Raw genomic sequence first — 25,847 nt, 5'->3', positions numbered from 1 at the left:
TACGGGTCGATTGAACGTGGATGAATGCGGGATGGCGCCTAGCCACCGCCAACGGCGACAACCATTTCCAGCACATCGCCATCGGCGAGTGCGGTCTCGGCATGCAGGCTGCGCGGCACGATTTCGCCATTGCGCTCGATCGCAACGCGTTTGCCGGTCAGCGCCAGCACCTCGATCATGCCGGCAACGGTAATGCCGTCGGGAAATTCGCGGCGTTCGCCGTTCAGAGAAAGCTGCATGGATACGCCCCTGTCATGCGTGGATGAGTCGGGAGCGATTCTAGCATGCGCAAAGAAAGCCGCCTTGATGCGACTCAGGGTTTGACACTACTTCCGTGTGGATCGACGACCTAACCCCGTACCCGCTGCAGACGGGAAACACTGGAAAGCCCGCGCAGGCTCTTGAACACCTGCGCCAGATGCACGCGGTTGTGCACCTGCAGGGTGAACTGCACCTGGATGAAGCGCTCGTCCGTATCGGACTGATCGGTCATGGTCACGGCGACGATATTGGCATCGGCATCGGCGATTGCCGCCGCCAGGCTCGCGAGCGTACTGCGATCATTGACCGCCAGCACACGCACCGGCACATCGAAGAGGCGCGCCACATCCGGGTCCCACTCGACATAAACCAGCTTGTCCGAGTCGATGCGCCCGCGTGATACCAGCGGACAATCATGCGCATGAATCAGCAGCCCCTGGTCTTTCTTGACCATGCCGAGGATCGGATCGCCCGGAATCGGGTTGCAGCAATGGGCGAACTGGATGGCCATGCCCTCGGTGCCGCGCACCGTCACCGCCTGCGGCTTGCGTCCGGACACGGACTCCTCCTCCCAGGCGCCGGAAAGTTGCAGCAGCCGCTTGGCAACCACGACCCCCAGGCGCTTGCCCAGCCCCAGCTCGGCCAGGACTTCATCGCGGGCCTTGTCGCCGTGCTCGCGCAGGTAGCGCTCCCATACCTCGTCGCTGATGACTCTGGGCTGGTTGAGTGCTGCCAGCGATTGCTGCAGCAGGCGCTCGCCCAGATGCACGGACTCCTCGAAACGCATTGTCTTGAGGAAATGCCGGATATGGCTGCGCGCCTTGCCGGTGGTGACAAAAGTCAGCCACGAAGGATTCGGATGCGCGTGCGCGGCCATGACAATCTCGACCGAATCGCCATTTTTCAGGCGGGTACGCAGCGGCACCAGCTCGTGGTTTACCTTGGCGGCGATGCAGCGGTTGCCGACATCGGTGTGCACCGCATAGGCGAAATCGACACAGGTTGCACTGCTGGGCAGCGAAAGAATCTTGCCCTTGGGCGTGAATACATACACCTGGTCGGGAAAGAGGTCGACCTTGATGTGTTCCAGAAACTCGACCGCGTCGCCGGAATCGGCCTGCATTTCCAGCAGGGATTGCAGCCACTGGTGCGTTTTTTTCTGGACGTCGGAAAAGCCTTCGTCCCCCGACTTGTACATCCAGTGGCTGGCCACACCGGCATCGGCCACGCGATGCATGTCGTTGGTGCGGATCTGGATTTCGATCGGCGTGCCATACGGGCCGAACAGCGTCGTATGCAGTGACTGGTAGCCATTCTGCTTCGGGATCGCGATGTAATCCTTGAACTTGCCTGGAATCGGCTTGTAGAGCGCATGCAGCGCACCCAGTGCCAGATAGCAGCAGCCGACATCCTTCACCTGCACGCGAAAGCCGTAGATATCCAGTACTTCGGAAAAGCTCAGGTGCTTTTCCTGCATCTTGCAGTAGATGCTGAAGAGGTTCTTCTCGCGCCCGCTCACTGTCGCCTCGAGGCCGGCACTGGCCAGCTTGGCACGGATGCCTTCCAGAATCTTGCTGACCACTTCGCGGCGGTTGCCACGCGCAGCTTTCAGCGCCTTGGACAGCACGTCGTAGCGGTGCGGATGCAGGTATTTGAAGGCCAGATCATCCAGCTCGAGATAAACGGCATTGAGCCCGATGCGGTTGGCAATCGGCGCGTAGATCTCCAGAGTCTCCCGCGCGATGCGCTTCTGCTTGTCGGCACGCATCGCATCCATCGTGCGCATATTGTGCAGGCGGTCAGCAAGCTTGATCAGGATGACGCGCAGATCGTGCGCCATCGCCAGCAGCATCTTGCGGAAATTCTCGGCCTGGGCCTCTTCCTTGCTCTGGAATTCCAGCTTGTCGATTTTCGACATGCCGTCGACCAGCTCGGCCACCGTCTTGCCGAATTTGTCGGTCAGCTCGATCTTTGTGACGCCGCTGTCTTCCATCACGTCGTGCAGCAGCGCGCCGGCCAGCGCCTGCGCATCAAGCTTCCATTGCGTGAGGATGGTGGCGACAGCCAGCGGATGGGAAATGTACGGTTCGCCGGATTTGCGCTGCTGTTCGCGGTGCGCGGCTTCGGCGAAGAGGAAGGCCCGCCGCAGATAGTCGCGGTCTTCACTCTTCAGGTAGGCGGTGTGCTCAGAAAGGAAGCGGTTGGCATTGTCGATGACGTCGGGTGCCTCTTGCAGGGCTGGAACGTCTTCGGGGCTGATCTCCGCTTCCATGGCCACCCTTAGCCGCGGTTGCGGGTCAGGATGTCCGTGCTGACCAGGCCGGCGGCCATTTCACGCAGCGCAAGTACGGTCGGTTTGTCACGGCCATGGTTTTCCACTTGCGGGGAAGAGCCGTTTTCGATCTGGCGGGCGCGGTAGGCTGCAGCGAGTGTCAGGTCGAAACGGTTGGGAAAACGGGACAGACATTCATCAACGGTAATGCGAGCCATGCGGCAATCTCCGGTCAAACTTGTGAAATCGGGGGCGAGAACAGCCCCTGGAACCCTGCATTATACCAAAGCGATCAGCCTTTCAGTGCACTGATCAGCGCCGTATGGCGCTCGGATTGCTGTGCCAGGCCCAGGCGGCCGGCACGCACGACGGCAATGATGTCGCGCACGGCATCGTCGACATGCTCGTTGACGATCACGTAATCAGCTTCATCGACATGGCTGATCTCTTCGCGGGCCACCTTCATGCGGCGGGCAATAACCTCGTCGCTGTCCTTGCCGCGACCGCGCAGGCGCTGCTCCAGCACGTCCAGCGACGGCGGCAGCACGAAAATGCCGATCGCGTCCGGGAACAGGCGGCGCACCTGCTGCGCGCCCTGCCAGTCGATTTCGAGCAGGATGTCGCGACCGCTTTCGATCACACTGTTGATCCAGGTCTGCGACGTGCCGTAATAGTTGCCGTACACCTCGGCGTATTCCAGAAATTCGCAGTTGTTGATCATCCGCTCGAACTCGGCGCGCTCGACAAAATGGTAATCGCGACCATTGACCTCACCCTCGCGCGGCGCGCGGGTCGTAAATGACACGGACAGCTGGATGTGCGGATCGGCCGCCAGCAGCGCCTTGACCAGAGTGGTTTTGCCGGCCCCCGACGGGGCGGTCACGATATAGAGATTGCCTTTTGCCATTGCGGTAATCAGATTCGATTGCAGAATCCGCCAAGATTAGCACAAAGCCGCCGCAGTTATGGCAAGTGCGTGACAGCCCGGCCCAGTCACCCGCCCGCAAGGCAGGGTAAAAGACCTTTCGTCGCCACACCCTTGCCTCCGCGCGATAACAGCAAAAACAAATCATTAAAATCAGAGTGTTAGACAAGGAGTCATGCCATGAGCCCGCTAGTGGGCAGTGCAGTGACTGCCCTCATCGCAGCAATCCCGCCCCTGCCGCGCGCATCTCCGAGCACGGCAAGCCGCAGTGCGGCCAGCAACACCCCGGAAACGGAAACAGAAACCGGGACCGGCACAGAAACAGCCTCATCCTCCACCACCCGCGATCCGACCCGCCCGCGCGGGCTTGACGGCCAGCCGCTCAGCGACGAGCAACTGGCGCAAGTGCGCGAGATGCAGGCAACAGACCGCAAGGTGCGCCAGCACGAACAGGCCCATCTGGCGGCAGCCGGCGGCCTTGCTACCAGCGGCACCAACTACACGATGGAGACCGGGCCGGATGGCATGCGTTACGCCGTCGCCGGCGATGTCCAGATTGATGTTTCACCGGGACGTACACCGGAAGAAACACTGCGCCGCGCCCGAGCCATTCAGGCCGCCGCGCTGGCACCCGCTGATCCATCCAGCGTCGACCGCGCCATTGCCGCGCGGGCGGCCAGTATGGAACAGGAAGCACTGATGGAAATCGCCAGCCGCTCCGCCGAATCAGCTCGCGTGGCACGTGCTTATGCGACAAACGACACATTCAGCGGAAGCTTCGCCACCACCGCGTAAGCAGCCACAAAACCACAGGTATACGCCCACAGCAATTGCAATAAAATGGCTACAGACACATACCCAAAACCCTATTTCAGGATCGTGCGCGACAAAACCAGTAGATGCGCACACCAAGCAGCACAGCCAGCACCGCAGCGTACAACAGGGGCTCGGTCAGATCACGCTTCACCAGCCACAGATAATGCAGCACTGCCAGCACCGCAGCCGGGTAGACCAGCCGGTGCAAGCGCCCCCAGTTGCGGCGCAGCCGGCGTATCCAGCCATCGGTAGACGTCACGGCCAGCGGCAGCAAAAGCAGAAACGCCGCAAAGCCGAGCGTGACAAATGGTCGCTTGAGCACATCACGCAGGATGGCAGCCCAGTCAAAGAACTGGTCCAGCCACAGATAGGTCAGCAGGTGCAGCGCGGCATAGAAAAACGCAAACAGCCCGACCATGCGTCTTACGCGCAGCAGCGCGCCGTAGCCGGTGATGCGCCGCAGGGGGCTGATGGCCAGCGAGAGGCATAGCCCGACCAGCGCCCAGGTGCCGGTGGAGCGGGTGATGAATTCGACCGGATTGACCGGCACCGCCTGCAGCACCAGCCAGACCATGCGCGCCAGCGGCAGCAGGCACAGGACAAACAGCAGCGGTTTTACCCAACGAGGCAACATCGGCTTCTCTCAGTAGAACTTGCGCAGGTCCATGCCCTTGTAGAGCGCGGCCACCTGGTCGGCGTAGCCGTTGAAGGGCAGCGTCTTGCGTTTGAAAAGCTCGCCAATGCGCCGCTCGGTCGCCTGGCTCCAGCGCGGGTGATCGACCGCCGGATTCACATTCGAATAAAAACCGTACTCGGAAGGATTGGCCGTGCTCCAGCTGGTGCTCGGCTGGGTTTCCTGCAAACGGATACGGACGATGGATTTGATGCTCTTGAATCCATACTTCCACGGCACCACCAGCCGGACAGGGGCGCCATTCTGTTTCGGCAGCACCTCGCCATACAGGCCAACCGCCAGAATGGTCAGCGGATGCATGGCCTCATCGATGCGCAGCCCTTCGCGATAGGGCCAGTCGAGCACACGGCTTTTCACACCTGGCATCTGCTGCGGATCGGCCAGCGATTCGAAGGCGACAAATTTGGCTTTGGAGGTCGGCTCGACCAGCTTGAGCAGGCTTGCCAGCGGAAAACCGACCCAGGGAATGACCATCGACCAGCCTTCCACACAGCGCAGGCGATAGATGCGCTCTTCCAGCGGGGCGATTTTCAGCAGTTCTTCCATGCCGAAACGGCGTGGCTTGCCCGCCTCGCCTTCGACCACGATGCTCCACGGGCTGGTTTTCAATGTATGGGCGTTCGCAGCCGGGTCGCTCTTGTCGGTACCAAATTCGTAGAAATTGTTGTACGTGGTGATTTCTTTCAGGCTGTTCTTGTCCTCTGTTGTAGAAAACGGCGAAGACCGTGACAACAGGCTGGCAGCAGCATCGGCACCCAGCAGTGCCAGCGTCATCCCCGCGCCGGCAGCCATGAACTGGCGGCGATTGAGGTAGACCTCGCGCGGAGTGATTGCGCTGGCGGGAATATCAGAGGCAGAACGAATCAGCATGGGGCAACTCCTGAGCAGTATCTGCAAGTTGGTCGGCCGCCGCCGCCTGATCTGACAAGCTGCGGCGGCAATTTGTCCAGTGTAGACAGCTCGCCTTCAGTGCAGTTGCTGCGCAAGCAAAAAAACAGCGCCCATCGGGCGCTGTTTTTTGAACGGGTACAGGCCGCTTACTTCTGCGCCATGACCCATTCGGCCAGCAGCTTGGCCTCGGCATCGCTGACCGCATTGGGCGGCATGGCCATCGAGCCCCACACGCCACTGCCACCCTTCTGGATCTTGGTCGCCAGCTTGGCTACCGCGCCCTTGTCATTCTTGTACTTGGCGGCGACATCCTTGTAGGCCGGGCCGACCACTTTCTTGTCCACGGTGTGGCAGGCCATACAGGCCTTGCTCTTGGCCAGATCGGCCCCGCTGACGGCGTGGGCGCCGGCACTGGCAAGAAGACCGGCAACGGCCAGTACGATCATGATTTTCTGCATTATTTTCTCCTGGGTAAATCAGTATTATCGGTTTTAAATCCGAGGCTCATTGGCCAAAGGCACAGCCCTTGCGGGCAAGTCATGCCAAAATAGCGGCATTTCCCGCTGAGCTCGTATCCTGCATGGACTATTTCCCGCTTTTCCTTGATCTGCAACAAGAAAACTGCCTGATTGTCGGTGGCGGCGAAATCGCGCTGCGCAAGGCACGCCTGCTGCTGGCTGCCGGCGCCCACATCACGGTTCTCAGCCCGACCCTCGACGAGGGGCTGCAGGAGCTCGCCAGCACCGGGCAGATCGTGTGGCAGGAAGGCATGTTCGACCCGGCATGGATCCGCCAACCGCTGCGCCTCGTCATTGCCGCCACTGACGAGCCGGCCATCAATGCCGCGGTATTTGCCAGCTGCGAGGCTGCCGGGATTCTGGTCAACGCGGTGGATGATCCGGCACACAGCCGCTTCATCACGCCAGCCATCATCGACCGCTCGCCGCTCGTGATTGCGCTGTCCACTGGCGGCGGCGTACCGGTACTGGCGCGGCAGCTGCGCGCACAGCTCGAAGCGCTGGTGCCGCATGGCTATGGCGATCTGGCGCGACTGGGCCGCGAACTGCGGGCACTCTCGAAGGAAAAACTGCCCGATCCGGCCGCACGCCGGCATTTCTGGGAGCAGATACTCAGCGGTCCGCTGCCCGATCGCGTGTTTGCCGGTGATACGGCGGCGGTGCGTGCGGAAATCATCGCCGCGCTGAACGTGGCGGACGCAGGTCAGCTCAAGCGCGGCGCGGTCTATCTCGTCGGCAGCGGGCCGGGCAACCCCGACCTGCTGACCTTCCGCGCGCTGCGGCTGATGCAGCAGGCCGATGTGGTGCTGTATGACAATCTCGTCAGCCACGACATCATGGAACTGGTGCGCCGCGACGCCGAGCGCGTCTACGTGGGCAAGAAAGCGAACAATCACGCGCTGCCACAGGAAGACATCAACCGGCTGCTGGTCAAGCTGGCACAGGAAGGCAGGAAAGTGCTGCGACTCAAGGGCGGCGACCCCTTCATCTTCGGTCGCGGCGGCGAAGAAATCGCCGAGCTGGCGGCAGCCGGCATCGACTTTGAAGTGGTGCCGGGAATTACCTCGGCGGCGGGTGCATCCTGCTACGCCGGCATTCCGCTCACCCACCGCGATTATGCGCAGTCGGTCACCTTCGTGACCGGCCACCGCCGCGATGGTGAAGTCGAGCTCGACTGGCCCCGCCTCGTCAATCCTTCGGAAACGGTCGTCGTTTACATGGGTGTTGCCCAGGCACCCAAAATCAGCGCGCAGCTGATTGCGCACGGCCGGGCGGCAGACACTCCGGTCGCCATCGTTGCCAATGCCACGCGCGCAAACCAGCAGGTCGTCATCACCACACTGGCAGGAGTGGCCGAAGCGCTCACCAGCGCCAGCATCAAGCCACCGGCACTGATCATCATCGGGGATGTGGTCAGACTGCATGCGCAGCTGAACTGGCGCCATTAATCCCCATGGGTATACAGCCAAAGCCATTCAGGGAAAATGGCCCCATTGCAATACCCTGCAATGTATAAAATCAGTCCGCCGCCAGGTACTGCGCCAGCACCGCTGCCAGCCGGTCAAACTGCACCGGCTTGCTGATATAGGCATTCATGCCGGCGGCAAGGCAATCCCCCTCGTCGCCCATCATGGCATTGGCCGTCATGGCTATGACGGGAATGTCATGCTGGCGCACGCGACTGTGCGGATCACGGATCCGCCGGGTTGCAGTCAGCCCGTCCATTTCCGGCATCTGGATATCCATCAGCACCAGCTGGTAATCCCTTGTCATCAGCAGCTGCAGCGCTTCGGCACCATTCTCGGCCACCTCGGTGACCAGGCCTAGGCGCGCCAGCATCGCCTGCGCCACCTTGCGGTTGACGGCGTTGTCTTCCACCAGCAGCACGGGCCGGCGGCTGCTCAGGACCGGCTGCGGCGCCGACTGTACCGGCCGTGCAACCTCGCCGTGCAGCAGCCGGGCGAGACTGCTGGCCAGCACACTTTGCCGGACCGGTTTTTCAAGGCTGGCACTCACACCGGCTTCCTGCCATCTTTTCTGCTCCAGCGCCTGCATGCGTGTCTGCATCAGGACTACCTGCGCTCCCGATTGCTGGATGCGCAGCCAGCGCGCCAGCTCGATGCCGTCACCATCGGGCAGGTCACGCGCCACCAGCACGATGCGGAACGGGCGAGCTGCACTTGCCGCACGCACCAATTCGGCCATGGCCTCCTGCAGCGTACTGGCCAGTGCCGGCGCTCCGCCACTGCGCCCGATCTGCAAGGCGAGCAAGGCGCGGCAATAGGGATTACCGTCCACAACCAGCACCGCAGTGCCCCGCGGCAAGCGCCACGCCACCTCAGACGGAACGGCCTCGGGCAGAAGATCAAAAGCCAGTGTGCAGCTGAACCAGGATCCCACGCCTTCGGCGCTGCTGGCAGTCAGCTCCCCTCCCATCAGCGCGACAAGACGGCGAGAAATGGATAGGCCCAGCCCGGTACCACCGAAATGCCGCGCCACCGATGCGTCCCCCTGCCGGAAGGCTTCGAAAATCGAGTCTACCTGGTCGGCGGCAATACCGACGCCGGAATCCCGCACGCTGATTTCCAGCTGCACCTGCCGCTCGGTGCGCGCAAGCTGGCGCACCAGCAGCGTCACTTCGCCGCCATGGGTGAACTTGATGCCGTTGCCCAGAAGGTTCATCAGTACCTGCCGCAGCCGGGTTGGATCGCCCTGCACCCGCAACGGCAGGGCCGGATCGATGTCACACAGCAACTCAAGGCCCTTTTCATGCGCGCGCAATGCCAGGAGGTCGCACACATCCTCCAGCAGCAGCGGCAACTCGAAGGCAATGTGCTCGATGTCGAGCTTGCCGGCCTCGATCTTGGAGTAATCCAGAATGTCGTTCAGAACCACCAGCAGCGCCTCGGCACTGCGGCGCATGGTCTGCGCATACTCGCGCTGCTGTGGCGTAAGCACCGTATCGAGCAGCAGCTGGCTCATGCCGATCACGCCATTCATCGGCGTGCGGATTTCGTGACTCATGTTGGCGAGAAAAATACTCTTCGCCCGACTGGCTGCTTCGGCCGCCTCCTTGGCCTCAGAAAGCGCCAGCAGGCGTTGCCTGTCCCGCTGAACAGACAAGGCCAGCAAGAGCAAGGCCCCCAGCAGCACAGTCGTAATCGTGCCACTGATCAGCAGCAGAACCAGCTGCCGCTGCCCCAGATCAGCGGGTTCAAGCACCGCCAGCGTCAGCTGCCAGCTGCCTCCGGGAACACGGATCTGCTGCACGACTACTGGCTGATCCGGCGGCAGTGGATCGCCCCAGACCGGCTCACCGGCGGGGCCGGCAGCATCCTTGCCGACGATATGGAGTCGCGAGGACAAGCCCTGTGCAACGCCGACCCGGCCCCAGAATTGCTCAAGGTTGATGACCGAACTGATCATTCCCCAGTAATGACCATCGTTGGCAAATACCGGAACACGATAGATCAGTCCCTCGCCCCCCTGCACCAGTCTGACCGGCCCGGCCAGAAAAGGCCGGCGCGATTCGATGACCTGTTTGACGGCCGGCCATTGCTCGGGTCTGTCCTCGTAGGAAAGACCGATGGCCTGCTCATTGCCGGCCAGGGGAAAAACCCAGCGGATGCGGTTATCAGGAGCAATGCCGATATTGCGCAGGTTGCGCGCCTGGCCAAACAGGAGCGACATCATGGCAGGCAACTGACGGTCAAGCTGCCCCGGCTCAGCGGTGCGGATGAAGGCATTCAGGCCGCCACCGACAAAGAGGGTCGAATTCAGCTCAGCTTCAATGGCAACGCGCAACTGGGCCGCCTCGTTGAGCGCGTTTTGTTCCGAGCGCAGCCAAGCCTGCCGGCGCTCCTGGTCCAGCAGGTGGCTCGTCAGCACCCCCGCCCCGGCCAGTAACAGCAAGGCGGGCAAAAGGAGCTCCATCAGATTGCGCCAGTTCATGCATCATCCTGCACGGGATTACGTTTGCACTATAGGAGCAAGCGTGCCGCGATGCTGGCAGCCAGACCGTTCAGGCAGGCCAGAGCGACAGCACCAGCGCCAGTGTCAGCGATGTCAGCACGCCGTTGAGACCCATCGCCAGCCCGGCAAACGCCCCTGCGGTGGGGGATATCTGGATGGCCCGGGCGGTTCCGACCCCGTGTGCGGCAATCCCCAGCGCAAAGCCCTGCGCAATTTCGCCACGCACGCCGGCCAGCGCCAGCAGGGGCACGGCAATCATCGCACCAAGAATTCCGGTCAGGATCACCACATTGGCCGTCAGTGCCGGCAGCCCGCCGGCGTGCTGCGACAAGGCCATGGCAATCGGTGTGGTGACGGATTTAGGAACAAAGGAAATCAGCACATCGGGCGTGAGTCCGAATAGCTTGCCCAGCGCCAGTGCACTCAGCATGCCGGCAAGACCACCGACAATCAGCGCCACCACAAGAGGCAGCAGCAGCGCGCGCACGCGCTGCAGGTTGTCGAACAGCGGCACGGCCAGTGCCACCGTCGCAGTACCCAGTAACCAGTGATAAAGCTGCGCACCATTGAAATACGTCTGGTAAGGCACCTGCCCCAGTCGCAGGATGACAATGATCAGCACGATGCTGACGAGCACCGGGTGCAGCAGCGGGAAGTGCCGGCTCACTGTATAGAGTCGCTCGGCCAGCAGGTAGCAACCGGCGGTGACCGCCAGCCACAGGAAGGGGGCGGTCTGCAGCGCCAGCAGCATGGCCTGCGAATCCAGCGGATTGGGAAGGCTCATTGCCCGTCCTCCCCGCGCCCGGGAAAGCGCTTGAGCATCCAGTGCAATGCCAGGCCGGCCACCAGCAGCGTCACCACGGTCGAGAACACCAGCACCGCGAGCATCGCCCAGCCCTGCTCGCGCAGAACCGGCCCCAGCAGCATCAGCCCGACGCCAGCCGGAACAAAAAGCAGCGCCATGTAGCGCAATAGGCCGAGGGCTACACGCCCGACCCGGTCATCGACTCCCCGCCGGACGGTGCACCACACGGCCAGCAACAGCATGCCCAGTACCGGCCCGGGTACTGGCAGATGCAGCCCGCGGCTGAGCATTTCGCCGACCAGCTGGAACAGCACCAGAAAGGTAAAGCCGTACAGCATTCAAAGGCCCTTCTTCAGGTGAAACGGAACCACAGCGGCCCGCGGCGGCACGCCGGCACTGACAGAACCGGCATACTACGAGCTCAAAGGCTGACGAGATCCAGCCGGTTCAGGCTGCGACCGAGAAAGCGCTCGCCGATGGTCTGGAATTTCACCGGCAGATCGGTCACGTAATACTGGTAATCGGGCAACTCGTGCTGCGGATTGGCGAGCCCGCTTTCCTGCAGCAACTGAGCGGCCTGCTCGGCGATTGACAGGGCTGAGTCGACCAGTTGCAAACGCTGGCCGGTAATGTCGGTCAGTAGTGGTTTGATCAGCGGATAGTGCGTGCAGCCAAGCACCAGCGTATCGATGCTCTCGACAAACACCGGCTTCAGGTATTCCTGCGCGGTCATCCTGGTCACCGGATGGTCGAGCCAGCCTTCTTCAACCAGCGGAACAAACAACGGGCACGCCTGCGAATACACGCGGCTGTCGGGGTTCAGGCGGTGGATGGCACGGGCGTAGGCGTTGGAATTGATCGTGGTCGGGGTACCGATCACGCCGATGCCGCCGGATTGCGAACGCGCCACGGCATTGCGGGCGCCGGCTTCAATGACATCGAGCACCGGCACCGGCGACGCTGCACGCACCTTGTCGGCGGCAACTGCGGCCATGGTATTGCAGGCAATGATCAGCACCTTCACCGGCTGCCGGATCAGGAAATCGGCAATCTGCTGTGTGTAGTGCTCGATCGTCGCGACCGACTTCACGCCATAGGGCACGCGCGCGGTATCGCCAAAATAGATGATATTTTCAAAAGGCAGGCGGTCCATCAATGCGCGCACGACCGTCAGGCCGCCGACACCGGAATCAAATACGCCAATCGGATGCTGGGGAAGCGATGTTTGCATGACATCCTCGTCGAAAACGCGATTCTACCCCTGCCCTCTGCCGCTATGCGAGCCACATGCGATGCAACAAATTACGTTACGCGCAGAGAGTTACCCCGTAAGCCTGCGCGTCCTACACTGCAAGCATACTGATCGCTCATCAGGAGCCCGCATGATAGCGCTACGCGAGGCATACCAGGCTGGCCTCCTCGGCCGGCCAAACTGGCTTCCCAACCTGATTGCTGGCGTAATTGTCGGCGTGGTGGCGCTACCGCTGGCGATGGCATTTGCCATTGCCAGCGGCGCCAAACCGGAGCAGGGCCTTTACACTGCCATCATTGCGGGATTGGCGGTGGCCATCTGTGGCGGCAGCCGCCTGCAGATCGCCGGTCCGACTGGCGCCTTCGTCGTCATTCTGGCCGACATTACGGCACGCTACGGCATTGCGGGTCTGGAAACCGCCACGCTGCTGGCGGGCGGCATGCTGCTGCTGCTGGGCATTGCCCGCATGGGCAACGTCATCCGCTTCATTCCCGCCCCCGTTATTCTGGGTTTCACCAGCGGAATTGGCATGGTGATCTGGGTGGGGCAATGGCCCGAGTTCTTCGGAATTGCCAGCCCGGCCTCACGCCACTTCCACGAGAAGGCATGGGAACTGCTGCACACACTGCCGGATCTGCACCTGCCCACCCTGTTGCTGGCCGGCACAGGCCTGCTGCTGACGATCAAAGGCAACCGTTTGCCCGGCCTCAAGCGAGTCCCCGGGCCGCTGATTGCCCTGCTCGCCGTCACGCTCATCCAGTATTTCGCACAATTCGACGGTGTCCGCACCATCCAGAGCGCGTTTGGCGGCATACCGCAAGCACTGCCGGCCTTCATCGCGCCCGATCTGTCACTGTCCCGGATACTGGAGCTGATCGGCCCGGCCTTTACCATTGCCATGCTTGGTGCCATCGAATCCCTGCTGTCAGCGGTGGTGGCCGACGGTATGGCCGGTACCCGGCATGACGCCAATCAGGAACTGATCGGCCAGGGCGTGGCCAACCTGCTCTGCCCGCTGTTTGGCGGTTTTGCCGCCACCGGGGCGATTGCCCGCACGGCGACCAATGTCCGCAATGGCGGCACCAGCCCGCTCGCCGGCATCGTCCATTCGGTGACGCTGCTGATCATCCTGCTGCTCGGCGCCCCGCTGGCCGGGCACATTCCACTGCCCGTACTGGCCGCCATCCTGTTTGTCGTGGCGTGGAACATGAGCGAGGCGCACCGCTTTGTCTACACGCTGTTTCATGCGCCGCGCGCCGATATTGCCATCCTGCTGATCACCTTTGTCCTGACGGTCTTCACCGATCTGGTGGTTGCCGTGCAGATCGGCGTGATTCTGGCCATCCTGCAATTCATGCGCCGCATGGCCGGTGCCGTCACGGTCAGCGCGCAGAGCGAGCCTGACCTGCAGCATGAACTGGCGGCCATGGGGCGCGACAGCCTGCCTCCTGGCGTCATGGTGTTCAGCATCGAGGGCCCGTTCTTCTTTGCTGCGGTCGAGCAATGCGAACGTGCACTGATTGCGACCCACACCGAGCCACGCCAGCAGATCATCCGGCTGCGCAATGTCCCCTTCATCGATATGACCGGGCTGCAGACACTGGAAAAAATCATCCGGCAACTGCAGGCACGACATATTCCGGTGACCGTCTGCGAAGCCAATCCGGTCGTACTTGGCAAGATGGCCAAGGCCGATCTGCTGGAACTGCTGGGCGAAGACGGCTACCGCACGACACTGCAGGCCGCACTCAGCATTCAATACCCAGTAACCCATGGCAACAAAACCCAATAAATAAAAGACAATTAGGCACATACCCACAATAATTCGCACAAGACCTGCCGCGTGAGCACCAAACGCTATAATGGCGATCATTTCTTCTGAACAGTGAGCCCCTCCATGCGCCCCTCCGGCCGTTCTGCCAACCAGCTGCGCGCTGTCCGCATCACCCGCAATTACACCTGCCACGCCGAAGGCAGCGTACTGGTCGAATTTGGTAATACCAAGGTACTGTGCACCGCCAGCGTGGAAGAAAACGTCCCCGGCTTTCTGAAGGGCAAGGGTCAGGGCTGGGTCACGGCCGAGTACGGCATGTTGCCACGCTCGACCGGCAGCCGCATGAAGCGCGAAGCAGCACAGGGCAAGCAATCCGGCCGCACCCAGGAAATCCAGCGGCTGATCGGCCGCAGCCTGCGCGCAGTCGTTGATCTGGAAAAACTGGGCGAGCGCCAGATCATCATCGACTGTGACGTCATCCAGGCCGACGGTGGCACCCGCACCGCCAGCATCACCGGCGCCTTTGTCGCACTGACCGATGCCATCAACAGCCTGATTGCCAGTGGCAAGCTGGCCAGCTCGCCCGTTCGAGAACATGTTGCTGCAATTTCGGTGGGTGTTTTCGAAGGCGTACCTGTTCTTGATCTGGATTATCCGGAAGACTCGGCCTGCGAGACCGACATGAATGTGGTGATGACCGCCAGCGGTGGCCTCGTCGAAGTGCAGGGCACCGCCGAAGGGATGCCATTCTCGCGCGGCGAACTCAACGCACTGCTGAATCTGGCAGATGCCGGCATCCGCGAGCTGATCGCATTGCAGCAAGCAGCACTGCAGTCCTGACATTGCAACAATGAGCGCGCAGGCCGTTCCAACCCAGCGGTGCGCCCTGTAACTCTTTCATCAGAAAAGAAAAAGAATCATTGAGCCAGCCGCGGCACAATGCTAGATTCGCTCCCGCAGCGTAAGACTGCTCATGCTGGCGCAACAGCGCCCGCATGAATAGTGCCACACCGGCAAAGACCGGACAGGCACCTGACCCTCCCAAACTTCTGGAGCGAAGTGATGAAAACGTATCGCCTTGGCCTTGCCCTGCTGGGCAGCGCCACCGTACTGCTGCACCCCGCAACCGCACTGGCCCACGGCACCATGGCTGACCCGATCAGCCGCGTGCTGCAATGTTTCAACGAAGGGCCGGAAGCCCCCAAATCCGCAGCCTGCCAGGCTGCCGTCGCCCAGTCCGGCCCGCAGATGCTGTATGACTGGTCCGGCGTCAACCAGCTTCCCAACGGCAACCACAAGGCCTTCGTTCCGGACGGGCAACTATGCGGTGGCGGCAAGTCGAACTATGCCGGCCTCAACCTCGCTCGTACCGACTGGCCCACTACCCCCATCGCAGCCAATGCCAATGGCCAGTACGATTTCATTTTCAAGGCACCAGCCCCGCACCAGACCAGTGAATGGGCACTGTACGTCACCCGTGACAGCTGGGATCCAACCCAGCCACTCAAATGGTCCGACCTCGAGCGCTTCTGTACGCTCGGCAACATTCCCGTCAATGCCGACAAGACCTACAAGCTGACCTGCCCGCTGCCGAAGAAAACCGGCAAGCACGTCATCTACGCGACCTGGCAGCGCAGCGACAGCGCGGAAGCATTCTATTCCTGCTCGGATGTGAGCTTTTCCGGTGGCGTATCCACCTTCAAGGATCTGGGGCAGGTACGCGCCTATCAGGATCTGGCAGAGAACAGCAAGATCAGCTTCCGCCTGTTTGATGCCCAGGGACTCGATCTGGAAAAGACCGAACTGATCGTCGGCATAGACAACCAGAGTGGCCAGAATACCGGTCTTGCCAGCAACTGGCCGTATTTCCTCGCCCAGAAAGTCAACGCCTCATCACGCCATGTCAGCATTGGCGTGCTGCAAGGCAACGGCAGCGTTACCGCAATCCAGAATGCGCAGGACAACCACGTCTACAGCCGCAACGGCGCCAGCTACACCTTCCGCATCGACATCGAAGGTGCCAGCAGCCCCACCCCCACTGCGGCGCCGACAGTTACCCCGACAGGCACACCAAGCACTACTCCGACCATCACACCAACAGCGGCTCCCACGACGACACCAACACCAGCCGGCTCCTGCGCTGCGGCTTGGGATGCAGGCAAGGATTACGTCGGCGGCAGCCGGGTAAGCTACAACGGCAAGCAGTGGGAAGCGAGCTGGTGGGTGCGCGGCGAAGAACCAGGCAGCCAGCAATGGGGGGCATGGAAGGAAGTGGGCAAGTGCACAAGCAGCCCGACCATCACACCGGTACCTAGCGCAGCACCCACCATCATACCAAGCGCCACTCCGACGGCAACACCGACAAGCAAGCCCACGGCAACCGTCACGCCGGTCATCACTCCAACCTTGACTCCCACCAGCACGCCCGGCACTGCAACGTGTGCGGTGGCATGGGATGCAAAAACCGCCTACACCAATCCGGGCACAACCGTGTCCTACCAGGGCCGCAACTACCAGAACAAATGGTGGATTCAGGGCGACGTGCCAGCGGTTTCTGGCCAATGGGGTCCATGGAAGGACCTAGGCACCTGCAAATAAGGTTCGCCGCCCCTGCTTGCGGCCGTGCGACCGCAAGCCAGCAAAAAACCCGCCGAAGCGGGTTTTTTGCTGGGTGGAACCTGATTACTTGGACGCCATAACGCGAACCATTTCCAGAACCTTGCTGGAATAGCCCCACTCGTTGTCGTACCAGGCCACCAGCTTCACGAAGGTCTTGTCCAGCGCGATACCGGCATCGGCATCGAAGGTGGAAGTGCAGGCTTCGCCACGGAAATCGGTCGAAACGACCTTCTCGGTGGTGTAACCCAGCACGCCCTTCATGTCGCCCTCGGAAGCGGCCTTCATGGCGGCGCAGATGTCAGCGTAGGAGGCTTCCTTTTCCAGCTCGACAGTCAGGTCGACCACGGATACGTCGGAAGTCGGAACACGGAAGGCCATGCCGGTCAGCTTGCCCTTCACTTCCGGAATCACCACGCCAACGGCCTTGGCGGCGCCAGTGGAGGACGGGATGATGTTTTCCAGAATGCCGCGACCACCGCGCCAGTCCTTGTTCGACGGGCCGTCAACAGTCTTTTGCGTTGCGGTTGCAGCGTGCACGGTGGTCATCAGGCCGCGCTTGATGCCGAAGTTGTCGTTGATGACCTTGGCAATCGGCGCCAGGCAGTTGGTGGTGCAGGAAGCGTTGGAGATAATGGCCTGACCGGCGTAGGTCTTGTCGTTCACGCCGTAGACGAACATCGGGGTGTCATCCTTGGACGGTGCGGACATGATGACCTTCTTGGCGCCGGCAGCGATGTGCTTCTCGCAGGTTTCCTTGGTCAGGAACAGGCCGGTGGACTCAACCACGATGTCGGCACCGATGTCGCCCCACTTCAGTTCAGCCGGATCTTTCACGGCGGTCAGACGGATGGTCTTGCCGTTCACGACCAGATTGCCGTTTTCAACCTTCACGTCACCCTTGAACTTGCCGTGCACGGAGTCGTGCTTGAGCATGTAGGCGAGGTAGTCCGGCTCGAGCAGGTCGTTGATACCAACGATTTCGATGTCATCGGCGAAGTTGTAGACAGCAGCGCGGAAAACCATGCGGCCGATACGGCCAAAACCATTGATACCTACTTTGATAGCCATGGATCATCTCCAGAATTAGAGGATGGAACGATATACGAGACGGTTAAGCATGCAGCAGGCCGGGCAGCCTGCCTTTGTGCCATGACAAAAAACCGCCAGATTCTTGCATGCGGGTCAGGAACAGTCGGCCGGATGGTGCAGCGCGACACGACAAGCCCTGATTCTAGCAGGATGCCGGCACATGCCAAGCGCATGCACCGGCCGGATGCGGAGAATTACGGACGCAGCGCAGCCGCTTCGCTGGCGAGCCTGGTGATAGTTGCCCAGTCGCCAGCCTTGACGGCATCTTTCGGGCACAACCAGGAGCCACCGACACAGCCGACATTCGGCAGAGCCAGCAGCTTCGGCGCCGATTCCAGCGATACGCCACCGGTCGGGCAGAACAGCACTTGCGGCAGCGGGCCGCCCAGCGCCTTCAGCATACCCAGACCACCTGCCTGCTCGGCCGGGAACAGCTTCATGGCGTCAAAGCCTTCTTCCATTGCGGCAATCACTTCGGAAGCGGTATGCACGCCCGGCAGCAGCGGCATGCCGGCTTCACGCGCCGCCGCAGCCAGCTTCGGGGTCAGACCCGGGGTCACGGCAAACTTGGCGCCAGCGGCCTTTGCCTCGACAAACTGTTCGGGGCGAACCACGGTACCGACACCGACAATCGCATCCGGCACGGCATCGGCAATCGCCTTGACCGCAGCCAGCGCAACGGGCGTACGCAGGGTCACTTCCAGTACCTTGATGCCACCGGCCACCAGGGCTTTTGCCAGCGGTACAGCGGTATCCAGGTCTTCAATCACGATGACCGGCATGACCGGGCAGGAACGCATGATCTGTTTGATATCCATAAAGCTCATCTCTTTGGTTGGATTTTCTCGATCAGGCCGCCGCCGGCAGCCTGCCTTCATGTGCTACTTGATTGACGGGTATTGAAATCAGTGTGCCAGCCCGAGCGAAATTGCACCTTCCTCGGCACCGGTAGCCGACAGGCGGAAAGAGGCAAACAACTCACGGCCCATGCCATGTCCATTGCGGGCCAGATCAGCAGTAGCCACCTCGCGAGCATTCCACTCGGCCGCGTCAACCTTGGCGATCAGATCACCGGTTTCGGCGTCAAGACGGATCACATCACCGGTACGAACCTTGCCGAGCGGACCGCCCGACACGACTTCCGGAGTGATATGGATCGCCGCCGGCACCTTGCCGGAAGCGCCAGACATGCGGCCATCCGTGACCAGAGCAACCTTGAAGCCGCGATCCTGCAGCACACCCAGCGCAGGAGTCAGCTTGTGCAACTCCGGCATGCCGTTGGCGCGCGGCCCCTGGAAGCGCAGCACGACGATCACATCCTTTTCCAGTTCGCCACGCTTGAATGCAGCCAGCACGTCATCCTGGTCGTCAAACACGATGGCGGGAGCCTCTACCACGCGGTGCTCCGGAGCAACGGCAGAGACCTTGATCACAGCACGACCGAGGTTGCCAGCCAGCAGCTTGGTACCGCCGTCCGCCGAGAACGGATTGCTTGCCGGACGCAGAACCGCGTCGTCACCACTTTGGGTCGGAGCGGCACGCCACACGGCCTTCCCATTTTCAAGGAATGGTTCATCAGCATAACGACGCAGGCCATGGCCGGCGACAGTCCACACGTCTTCGTGCAGCAGACCGGCATCCAGCAGTTCGCGGATCAGATAGCCCATGCCACCTGCGGCATGGAAATGATTCACGTCGGCCGAACCGTTCGGATACACCTTGGCCAGCAGCGGAATGATCGCGGACAGGTCATTGAAGTCGGACCAGTCAATGATGATGCCGGCAGCACGGGCAATGGCAATCAGATGGATCGTATGGTTGGTCGAACCGCCGGTCGCCAGCAGGCCGATGATGCCGTTGACGACGGCCTTTTCATCGATGACCTTGCCAACCGGAATGAATTCATTGCCCAGAGCAGTAATCGCAGCAGCACGCTTGGCTGCGGCCCGGGTCAGTGCATCACGCAGCTCGGTGCCCGGATTGGTAAATGCCGCACCCGGCAGATGCAGGCCCATGATTTCCATCAGCATCTGGTTGGAGTTGGCCGTGCCGTAGAAAGTACAGGTGCCGGCACCGTGGTAGCTGCCCTCTTCCGAGGCCAGCAGCGCTTCGCGGCCGACCTTGCCCTCGGCAAACAACTGACGGGTTTTGGCTTTTTCCTTGTTGGAAATTCCGGATGTCATCGGACCAGCCGGAACGAAAATCGTCGGCAGATGGCTGAACTGCAACGCACCGATCAGCAGACCCGGAACGATCTTGTCGCACACACCCAGACACAGCGTGGCGTCGAACATATTGTGTGACAGCGCCACAGCCGTCGACATGGCGATCACGTCACGACTGAACAGCGACAATTCCATGCCCGGCTGACCCTGGGTTACGCCATCACACATGGCCGGCACGCCGCCGGCAAACTGGGCCGTGGCGCCGGCTTCGTGCGCGGCAGCCTTGATGATGGCGGGAAAGGTTTCGAAGGGCTGGTGCGCGGACAGCATCTCGTTGTAGGCCGAGACGATGGCGATATTGGGCTGGCGCATTTCGCGCAGCATGATCTTGTCATTTTCCGGCATCGCAGCCCAGGCGTGCGCCTGATTGGTACAGGCCAGACCCTTGCGCACCGGCTCCTTGCTGGCCGCTGCTTCAAGTCGCTCGAGATACCGGGAGCGGGATGGCTTGCTGCGGGCAATAATGCGATCTGTGACTTCGACCAGGCGAGGATGCAGGGGCATGAGGGACTCCGGTTCAGTAGGGTGGACGCCTAAGTTGTGGCATCTCGGTGATTGAGCGTAGTTTTACTACAATCGAATGCCTGCAGCAACCGGAAAACACCGTATATTTAACATTTTGCACTGCAGCAAAACCCTGATTCCACATGGGCTTTCCCCTTCGAAACAGGACCCACCCTGCATGAAGATGGCAGTATTTTTTCGTTTGCGCCGATGTTCGCCAATGTAGTAGGATTACAACGACTTACAGCCTCAATACGGCTAACCCGGACCTGACGCCAAGCCGGTAAAATAAGGAAGGATTTGACGATGACTGCAATAGAAGCTTTCGACATGGTGCTGTTCGGCGGCACCGGTGATCTGGTGATGCGCAAACTGCTGCCCGCGCTCTACCACCAGCACCAGGACGGCAACCTGCCGGCAGACGGACGGATCATCTGTCTTGGCCGCAGCGCCTCCGACACCAAAGCCTATCTGGAGAAAGCGCAAGGCTTGGCCAAAGGCTATCTGGGCAAGGCCTACAACGACAGCGACTGGGATTCCTTCGCTGCCCGCGTCGAATTCCACAAGGTTGATGCCGGCACACCGGAAGACTTCGTTGCCCTGGCCGAGTCGCTGAACAAATACACCAACCGCACCCGTGTCTATTACCTCTCGACCGCCTCCAGCCTGTTTGCCGCCATCTGCAAGAATCTGGCCGATGCTGGACTCAATACTGACAATTCGCGCGTCGTACTCGAAAAACCGCTCGGCTACGACCTCGAATCGGCCAACAAGATCAACGACGACGTCGGCCTGTATTTCAAGGAACACCAGATCTACCGGATCGACCATTATCTGGGCAAGGAACCGGTACTCAACCTGATCGCACTGCGTTTTGCCAACACCCTGCTCGAACCGCTGTGGCGCCGCGAATGGATCCGTGACGTACAGATCACCGTGACCGAGCAGGTTGGTGTTGAAACGCGAGCCGACTTCTACGACAAGGCCGGTGCCCTGCGCGACATGATCCAGAACCACCTGATCCAGCTGATGACCATCGTGGCCATGGAGCCGCCGGCATCAATCGACGCTGACGCCGTCCGTGATGAAAAACTGAAAGTGCTGCGCGCGCTGAAGCCGCTGAGCGCAGAAACCCTGCACACCAACGTCGTGCGCGGCCAGTACCGCGCCGGCGCGGTTGGTGGCAAGCCGGTTCCTGGCTATCTGGAAGAACCGGGGGTGCCTCCGACTTCCCGCACGGAGACCTTCGTGGCACTCAAGGCCGAAATCCAGACCTGGCGCTGGGCCGGCGTACCCTTCTTCCTGCGCACTGGCAAGCGTCTGCAGGATCGCATCGCCGAAATCGTCATCAACTTCCGCGAAGCGCCAACCTCGATCTTCGGCAAGGTCGCCGCAGGTGCCAACAAACTGGTGATCCGCCTGCAACCGGACGAGTACGTCCGCATGTACCTGCTGGCCAAGGAACCGGGCAACCGCCCGCGCCTGCGCCAGGTGCACCTGGATCTCGACTTCAAGGAAACCTTCACCACCCGCTCGCCGGAAGCTTACGAGCGCCTGCTGATGGATGTGATCCGTGGCGACCTGTCGCTGTTCGTGCGCCGTGACGAACAGCGCGCAGCCTGGAAGTGGGTCGAGCCGATTATCGAGAACTGGGAAAACAGTGGCGAACCGCCCAAGCCCTACACTGCCGGGACCTGGGGCCCTGCAGCCTCCTCGGCACTGCTGTCGCGCGATGGCCTGTGCTGGCACGAAGAGGCCTGACATCCGGCCAGACCCGTACGCCACGGCGTACGGGTTTTCCCCTATCTCGTGCTAGACTGCACCCCGGAGGTATTTTTTCATGTCACTGACATGGCATCAATTTTCAGAGAAAGCCGAGCTGGATACGCAGCTGGCCAGCTTCATTGCCGACAAGCTCCGTATCGCGCTGGCGCAGCATGGCCGCGCCAGCCTGGCCGTGTCCGGCGGGCGAACGCCAGCCGGCATGTTCCGCGCACTGCGGGATATCGACCTTGACTGGGCCAGGGTTGATATCACGCTGGTCGACGAGCGCTGGGTTCCGGCGAATCATGCCGACAGCAACGAGCGCCTGACCCGCGAAAACCTGCTGGCAGGCCGCGCAGCCAGTGCCAACTTCTATTCACTGGTGAGCGATGCGGCCAGCCCGCACGAAGGGCTGGCATGTCTTGAGTCACGACTCTCTGTCTTCAAAACCCCCATCGATATACTCATCCTGGGTATGGGCGATGATGGCCACACAGCGTCCCTGTTTCCGCAAGCACCGGAGCTGGAAGCTGCCTGTGCCTCTGAAGCCATGCTGGCGGCAATCACGCCGGTCACGGCACCGCACCAGCGCATCACGCTCACGCTCCCCGCCATTGCTGCCGCGGCCAGCGTCGTGGTTCACATCACTGGCGAGAGCAAGAGAGCATTGCTGGAAACGGCACTGTCGGAAGACAAGCCCGTGAGCGCACAATATCCGATCCGCCGTGTCCTCGACCGTGTCGGCCGCAAGGGGCATGTATTCTGGGCAGCCTGACGCTGAACAATGTTCACCATGCACGAACTCCCCTTTTCATCCGCCATGGCAGCCGCTATGGCGGCGATCTCGTTTCTGTGAGCGAGTAACCATGCTAGAACGCATCAAAAGCATGCTGGACAGCCTGTCCAAGTCCGAACGCAAAGTGGCCGAGTTTGTCATCGCCCAGCCCAATCTGGTTGCCAATGCCCCCATCGCCCAGATCGCCGAACTCTCCGGCGTATCGCAACCCACCGTAATCCGTTTCTGTCGCTCGCTGAACTGTTCAGGCCTGCAGGATTTCAAGCTGCGCCTGACCCGCAGCCTTGTTTCCGGCGTGCCCTATGTACATTCGATGGTCTCGGCCGACGATTCGGCCCATGACTTGGCCAAGAAGCTGTTTGACAACAATATTTCGCACCTGCTGCGCTGCCGCAACGAACTCGACACCGAAGCACTGGAGCGCGCGATCAAGGTACTCTCCAGCACACACAAGATCGAAGTCTGGGGCCAGGGCCAATCGGGCGCGGTAGCCATCGATGCGCAGAACAAGTTTTTCCGCCTTGGCGTACCGACCGTTGCCTATACTGACCCGCACATGCATGGCATGAGCGCCTCCATGCTGAAACCCGGTGATGCGGTTGTCGCCATTTCGAATTCGGGCAGAACGCTGGATCTGATGCGCTCGGTAGAAATTGCCCGCGATGCCGGCGCCGACGTCATCGGCATCACGCACTCCAAGTCGCCGCTCGCCAAGCGCTGCAATATCTGCCTGTATGCCGACACAATGGAAGACCCGGACCTCTACACCCCGATGATCACCCGCATCGTGCATCTGGTGATTATCGACGTACTGGCCGTTGGCGTAGCCCTCAAGCGCGGGCCGGAACTGATCGACCAGCTGGAAAAGATGAAGCGCAACCTCAAGGAAAAACGGGTCCGCGGCCATGACCACTGAACAGAAAAACAAAAAAGGCGGCACACGCCGCAGCACCACCACGACGCAAAAAGATACCGAAAAGAAAGGAAGGCAGTCGATGTCTACGCTCACCGAATCTCCGGCATGGAAAGCGCTGGAAGCCCATTACGAATCAATCAAGCATCAGCACATGCGTGAGCTGTTCAAGCTCGACCCGCACCGCTTCGAAAAATTCTCCTTCGAATCCGGCGGCCTCTTCTTCGATTACTCGAAAAATCGCGTCACCGAAGAAACAATGCAGCTGCTGTTTGATCTTGCCCGCCAGTCCGGCCTCAAGGCACGGATCGACAAGATGTTCTCGGGCGAGAAAATCAACATCACCGAAAAGCGCGCCGTACTGCACACCGCGCTGCGCAACCTCGACAACAACCCCATCATTGTCGATGGCGAAGATGTCATGCCCAAGGTGCGTGCCGTCAAGGAAAAAATCGGCGAATTCTCCGACAAGATCCGCTCGGGCGAGTGGCTGGGCTACACCGGCAAGGCCATTACCGACATCGTGAACATTGGCATCGGCGGCTCCGACCTCGGTCCACTGATGGTCTGTCAGGCGCTCAAGCAGTACGGCCATGCCCGTATCACGATGCACTTCGTATCGACTGTTGATGGTGACCAGGTCGTCTCCACGCTGAAAACGCTGAATCCGGAAACGACGCTGTTCATCGTGGCGTCCAAAACCTTCACCACGCAGGAAACGATCACCAATGCCAAGACTGCGCGCAAGTGGTTTGTCGCGCACTCTGGTGACGAGAAGGCGATTGCCAAGCATTTTGTTGCCGTATCGACCAACGCCAAGGCGGTGGCCGAATTCGGCATCGACACCGAAAACATGTTCGAATTCTGGGACTGGGTCGGTGGCCGCTATTCGCTGTGGTCGGCCATCGGCCTTCCCATCGCCATCTATCTGGGCAAGCACAACTACCAGGATCTGCTGCATGGCGCCTACACCATGGATCAGCACTTCCAGGGCAAACCGCTGGAACAGAACCTGCCGGTGATCATGGGCCTGCTCGGCGTCTGGTACATCAATTTCTTTGGCGCCAAAACTCACCTTGTTTCGCCCTACAACCAGTGTCTGTACCGCTTCCCCGCCTATCTTCAGCAACTCGACATGGAGTCGAACGGCAAGACGGTCGATCTGGATGGCAAGCGCGTTGACTATGCTACCGGCCCGGTCGTCTGGGGCGATACCGGCATCAACGGCCAGCACGCCTACTACCAGCTATTGCATCAAGGCTCGCAACTGGTGCCGATCGATTTCATCGCCACCATCGAGCACCCTGAAATCCCCGAGCCACACAACACCATCCTGATGGCCAATTTCTTCGCACAGACCGAAGCCTTCATGCGTGGCAAGAACGAAGCCGAGGTGCGTGGCGAACTGGACAAGATGGGCATTACCGGCGATGCGCAGGAAGCACTGGTGCCGCACAAGATCTTCGAAGGCAACCGTCCGACCAACACCATCCTGATGCAGCGCCTCACGCCGCGTCGGCTGGGTGCGCTGATCGCGCTGTACGAGCACAAGGTTTTCGTGCAGGGCACGGTCTGGAACATCAACTCCTATGACCAGTGGGGTGTTGAGCTGGGCAAGCAGCTTGCACGCGCCATCGAAGGCGATCTGACGACTCCGGGCCTGACCACCGGCCACGATGCGTCGACCAACGGACTGATTAATTATTACAAGCGGAACGCACCGCGATAAACGCCGGCCTGACCGATCGTCATCCGGC

At 61.0% G+C, this 25,847-nt stretch carries 23 protein-coding genes; 9 read left to right on the top strand and 14 right to left on the bottom strand.

Translation table 11 applies throughout. The features are described 5' to 3' along the window. Positions 1 to 38: 38 nt before the first annotated feature. From thiS to gmk, 4 genes are all read right to left on the bottom strand, one after another. A complete protein-coding gene (gene thiS, locus H559_RS0117265; protein WP_028453704.1) occupies positions 39 to 239 on the bottom strand; it encodes a sulfur carrier protein ThiS in 201 nt (66 codons plus the stop codon). A gap of 110 nt (positions 240 to 349) precedes the next feature. Then, positions 350 to 2,533 carry a RelA/SpoT family protein gene (locus H559_RS0117260; protein ID WP_028453703.1) on the bottom strand — a complete coding sequence of 728 codons (2,184 nt, stop codon included), beginning with the start codon at positions 2,531 to 2,533 and terminating at the stop codon, positions 350 to 352. 8 nt (positions 2,534 to 2,541) lie between these two features. After that, positions 2,542 to 2,751, bottom strand: a complete 210-nt coding sequence (gene rpoZ, locus H559_RS0117255; RefSeq protein ID WP_028453702.1) for a DNA-directed RNA polymerase subunit omega — start codon at positions 2,749 to 2,751, stop codon at positions 2,542 to 2,544. A gap of 74 nt (positions 2,752 to 2,825) precedes the next feature. After that, positions 2,826 to 3,449 carry a guanylate kinase gene (gene gmk / locus H559_RS0117250; RefSeq protein WP_444541998.1) on the bottom strand — a complete coding sequence of 208 codons (624 nt, stop codon included), beginning with the start codon at positions 3,447 to 3,449 and terminating at the stop codon, positions 2,826 to 2,828. Between the two features lie 189 nt (positions 3,450 to 3,638). Here gmk and H559_RS21040 point away from each other — a divergent pair, with 189 nt between their 5' ends. Next, entirely contained in the window at positions 3,639 to 4,253 is a 615-nt protein-coding gene (locus H559_RS21040) for a putative metalloprotease CJM1_0395 family protein (RefSeq protein WP_051279755.1), read from the top strand. A 76-nt stretch (positions 4,254 to 4,329) separates the two neighbouring features. Here the strand turns inward: H559_RS21040 and msrQ are convergent, their stop codons facing one another. The 3 genes from msrQ to H559_RS0117230 all read right to left on the bottom strand — a co-directional run bounded on the left by msrQ (position 4,330) and on the right by H559_RS0117230 (position 6,317). Further along, positions 4,330 to 4,908 (bottom strand): protein-methionine-sulfoxide reductase heme-binding subunit MsrQ, encoded by a 579-nt coding sequence (msrQ, locus tag H559_RS0117240; protein ID WP_028453700.1) that lies wholly within the window; start codon positions 4,906 to 4,908, stop codon positions 4,330 to 4,332. Positions 4,909 to 4,917: 9 nt separating this feature from the next. Further along, complete coding sequence (gene msrP, locus H559_RS0117235) at positions 4,918 to 5,838, bottom strand: protein-methionine-sulfoxide reductase catalytic subunit MsrP (protein ID WP_028453699.1); 921 nt, start codon at positions 5,836 to 5,838, stop codon at positions 4,918 to 4,920. A gap of 167 nt (positions 5,839 to 6,005) precedes the next feature. After that, positions 6,006 to 6,317: a c-type cytochrome gene (locus tag H559_RS0117230; protein WP_028453698.1), complete on the bottom strand. Its 312-nt coding sequence runs from the start codon at positions 6,315 to 6,317 to the stop codon at positions 6,006 to 6,008. 122 nt (positions 6,318 to 6,439) lie between these two features. Here H559_RS0117230 and cysG point away from each other — a divergent pair, with 122 nt between their 5' ends. Beyond that, positions 6,440 to 7,825 (top strand): siroheme synthase CysG, encoded by a 1,386-nt coding sequence (gene cysG / locus H559_RS0117225; protein WP_028453697.1) that lies wholly within the window; start codon positions 6,440 to 6,442, stop codon positions 7,823 to 7,825. A 70-nt stretch (positions 7,826 to 7,895) separates the two neighbouring features. Here the strand turns inward: cysG and H559_RS21035 are convergent, their stop codons facing one another. From H559_RS21035 to murI, 4 genes are all read right to left on the bottom strand, one after another. Further along, positions 7,896 to 10,328 carry a response regulator gene (locus H559_RS21035; protein ID WP_051279753.1) on the bottom strand — a complete coding sequence of 811 codons (2,433 nt, stop codon included), beginning with the start codon at positions 10,326 to 10,328 and terminating at the stop codon, positions 7,896 to 7,898. Positions 10,329 to 10,398: 70 nt separating this feature from the next. Then, entirely contained in the window at positions 10,399 to 11,133 is a 735-nt protein-coding gene (locus H559_RS0117215) for an LrgB family protein (RefSeq protein ID WP_245579401.1), read from the bottom strand. After that, positions 11,130 to 11,492 carry a CidA/LrgA family protein gene (locus H559_RS0117210; RefSeq protein ID WP_028453695.1) on the bottom strand — a complete coding sequence of 121 codons (363 nt, stop codon included), beginning with the start codon at positions 11,490 to 11,492 and terminating at the stop codon, positions 11,130 to 11,132. The genes H559_RS0117215 and H559_RS0117210 overlap by 4 nt, the downstream gene beginning before the upstream one ends. An 83-nt stretch (positions 11,493 to 11,575) precedes the next feature. Then, on the bottom strand, positions 11,576 to 12,385 hold the full coding sequence (murI, locus tag H559_RS0117205; protein ID WP_028453694.1) for a glutamate racemase: 810 nt from the start codon (positions 12,383 to 12,385) through the stop codon (positions 11,576 to 11,578). A 151-nt stretch (positions 12,386 to 12,536) separates the two neighbouring features. Between murI and H559_RS0117200 the strand changes: the two genes are divergently transcribed. From H559_RS0117200 to H559_RS23335, 3 genes are all read left to right on the top strand, one after another. Further along, positions 12,537 to 14,198, top strand: a complete 1,662-nt coding sequence (locus H559_RS0117200) for a SulP family inorganic anion transporter (protein ID WP_028453693.1) — start codon at positions 12,537 to 12,539, stop codon at positions 14,196 to 14,198. A gap of 105 nt (positions 14,199 to 14,303) precedes the next feature. Beyond that, positions 14,304 to 15,020: a ribonuclease PH gene (gene rph / locus H559_RS0117195; protein WP_028453692.1), complete on the top strand. Its 717-nt coding sequence runs from the start codon at positions 14,304 to 14,306 to the stop codon at positions 15,018 to 15,020. Between the two features lie 222 nt (positions 15,021 to 15,242). Then, positions 15,243 to 16,778 carry a lytic polysaccharide monooxygenase gene (locus H559_RS23335; RefSeq protein ID WP_051279751.1) on the top strand — a complete coding sequence of 512 codons (1,536 nt, stop codon included), beginning with the start codon at positions 15,243 to 15,245 and terminating at the stop codon, positions 16,776 to 16,778. Positions 16,779 to 16,862: 84 nt separating this feature from the next. On the opposite strand, the gene gap is transcribed toward H559_RS23335, so the two are convergent. The 3 genes from gap to edd all read right to left on the bottom strand — a co-directional run bounded on the left by gap (position 16,863) and on the right by edd (position 20,617). Further along, on the bottom strand, positions 16,863 to 17,867 hold the full coding sequence (gap, locus tag H559_RS0117185) for a type I glyceraldehyde-3-phosphate dehydrogenase (RefSeq protein WP_028453691.1): 1,005 nt from the start codon (positions 17,865 to 17,867) through the stop codon (positions 16,863 to 16,865). Between the two features lie 215 nt (positions 17,868 to 18,082). Beyond that, a complete protein-coding gene (locus H559_RS0117180) occupies positions 18,083 to 18,715 on the bottom strand; it encodes a bifunctional 4-hydroxy-2-oxoglutarate aldolase/2-dehydro-3-deoxy-phosphogluconate aldolase (RefSeq protein ID WP_211230970.1) in 633 nt (210 codons plus the stop codon). 78 nt (positions 18,716 to 18,793) lie between these two features. Continuing rightward, positions 18,794 to 20,617, bottom strand: coding sequence for a phosphogluconate dehydratase (gene edd, locus H559_RS0117175; RefSeq protein WP_028453689.1), 1,824 nt, complete (start codon positions 20,615 to 20,617; stop codon positions 18,794 to 18,796). Between the two features lie 306 nt (positions 20,618 to 20,923). Here edd and zwf point away from each other — a divergent pair, with 306 nt between their 5' ends. The 4 genes from zwf to pgi all read left to right on the top strand — a co-directional run bounded on the left by zwf (position 20,924) and on the right by pgi (position 25,819). Then, complete coding sequence (zwf, locus tag H559_RS0117170) at positions 20,924 to 22,378, top strand: glucose-6-phosphate dehydrogenase (RefSeq protein WP_028453688.1); 1,455 nt, start codon at positions 20,924 to 20,926, stop codon at positions 22,376 to 22,378. A 79-nt stretch (positions 22,379 to 22,457) separates the two neighbouring features. Continuing rightward, positions 22,458 to 23,156, top strand: a complete 699-nt coding sequence (pgl, locus tag H559_RS0117165) for a 6-phosphogluconolactonase (protein WP_051279750.1) — start codon at positions 22,458 to 22,460, stop codon at positions 23,154 to 23,156. Between the two features lie 91 nt (positions 23,157 to 23,247). Then, positions 23,248 to 24,093, top strand: coding sequence for a transcriptional regulator HexR (hexR, locus tag H559_RS0117160; RefSeq protein WP_028453686.1), 846 nt, complete (start codon positions 23,248 to 23,250; stop codon positions 24,091 to 24,093). Positions 24,094 to 24,172: 79 nt separating this feature from the next. Further along, positions 24,173 to 25,819, top strand: a complete 1,647-nt coding sequence (gene pgi, locus H559_RS0117155) for a glucose-6-phosphate isomerase (protein WP_028453685.1) — start codon at positions 24,173 to 24,175, stop codon at positions 25,817 to 25,819. Positions 25,820 to 25,847: the final 28 nt, after the last annotated feature.

Source organism: Chitinilyticum aquatile DSM 21506 (assembly GCF_000430805.1).
Classification (GTDB): Bacteria; Pseudomonadota; Gammaproteobacteria; order Burkholderiales; family Chitinibacteraceae; genus Chitinilyticum; species Chitinilyticum aquatile.
Note: the sequence above shows the minus strand (reverse complement) of the source record. Positions and strands in the feature narration are given on the sequence as shown.

What these genes read in the sequence shown, in the direction of transcription:
- thiS (WP_028453704.1), bottom strand. Translation starts at nt 239, where the DNA reads ATGCAGCTTTCTCTGAACGGCGAACGCCGCGAATTTCCCGACGGCATT.
- H559_RS0117260 (WP_028453703.1), bottom strand. Translation starts at nt 2,533, where the DNA reads ATGGAAGCGGAGATCAGCCCCGAAGACGTTCCAGCCCTGCAAGAGGCA.
- rpoZ (WP_028453702.1), bottom strand. Translation starts at nt 2,751, where the DNA reads ATGGCTCGCATTACCGTTGATGAATGTCTGTCCCGTTTTCCCAACCGT.
- H559_RS21040 (WP_051279755.1), top strand. Translation starts at nt 3,639, where the DNA reads ATGAGCCCGCTAGTGGGCAGTGCAGTGACTGCCCTCATCGCAGCAATC.
- msrQ (WP_028453700.1), bottom strand. Translation starts at nt 4,908, where the DNA reads ATGTTGCCTCGTTGGGTAAAACCGCTGCTGTTTGTCCTGTGCCTGCTG.
- msrP (WP_028453699.1), bottom strand. Translation starts at nt 5,838, where the DNA reads ATGCTGATTCGTTCTGCCTCTGATATTCCCGCCAGCGCAATCACTCCG.
- H559_RS0117230 (WP_028453698.1), bottom strand. Translation starts at nt 6,317, where the DNA reads ATGCAGAAAATCATGATCGTACTGGCCGTTGCCGGTCTTCTTGCCAGT.
- cysG (WP_028453697.1), top strand. Translation starts at nt 6,440, where the DNA reads ATGGACTATTTCCCGCTTTTCCTTGATCTGCAACAAGAAAACTGCCTG.
- H559_RS21035 (WP_051279753.1), bottom strand. Translation starts at nt 10,328, where the DNA reads ATGAACTGGCGCAATCTGATGGAGCTCCTTTTGCCCGCCTTGCTGTTA.
- H559_RS0117215 (WP_245579401.1), bottom strand. Translation starts at nt 11,133, where the DNA reads ATGAGCCTTCCCAATCCGCTGGATTCGCAGGCCATGCTGCTGGCGCTG.
- H559_RS0117210 (WP_028453695.1), bottom strand. Translation starts at nt 11,492, where the DNA reads ATGCTGTACGGCTTTACCTTTCTGGTGCTGTTCCAGCTGGTCGGCGAA.
- murI (WP_028453694.1), bottom strand. Translation starts at nt 12,385, where the DNA reads ATGCAAACATCGCTTCCCCAGCATCCGATTGGCGTATTTGATTCCGGT.
- H559_RS0117200 (WP_028453693.1), top strand. Translation starts at nt 12,537, where the DNA reads ATGATAGCGCTACGCGAGGCATACCAGGCTGGCCTCCTCGGCCGGCCA.
- rph (WP_028453692.1), top strand. Translation starts at nt 14,304, where the DNA reads ATGCGCCCCTCCGGCCGTTCTGCCAACCAGCTGCGCGCTGTCCGCATC.
- H559_RS23335 (WP_051279751.1), top strand. Translation starts at nt 15,243, where the DNA reads ATGAAAACGTATCGCCTTGGCCTTGCCCTGCTGGGCAGCGCCACCGTA.
- gap (WP_028453691.1), bottom strand. Translation starts at nt 17,867, where the DNA reads ATGGCTATCAAAGTAGGTATCAATGGTTTTGGCCGTATCGGCCGCATG.
- H559_RS0117180 (WP_211230970.1), bottom strand. Translation starts at nt 18,715, where the DNA reads ATGAGCTTTATGGATATCAAACAGATCATGCGTTCCTGCCCGGTCATG.
- edd (WP_028453689.1), bottom strand. Translation starts at nt 20,617, where the DNA reads ATGCCCCTGCATCCTCGCCTGGTCGAAGTCACAGATCGCATTATTGCC.
- zwf (WP_028453688.1), top strand. Translation starts at nt 20,924, where the DNA reads ATGACTGCAATAGAAGCTTTCGACATGGTGCTGTTCGGCGGCACCGGT.
- pgl (WP_051279750.1), top strand. Translation starts at nt 22,458, where the DNA reads ATGTCACTGACATGGCATCAATTTTCAGAGAAAGCCGAGCTGGATACG.
- hexR (WP_028453686.1), top strand. Translation starts at nt 23,248, where the DNA reads ATGCTAGAACGCATCAAAAGCATGCTGGACAGCCTGTCCAAGTCCGAA.
- pgi (WP_028453685.1), top strand. Translation starts at nt 24,173, where the DNA reads ATGTCTACGCTCACCGAATCTCCGGCATGGAAAGCGCTGGAAGCCCAT.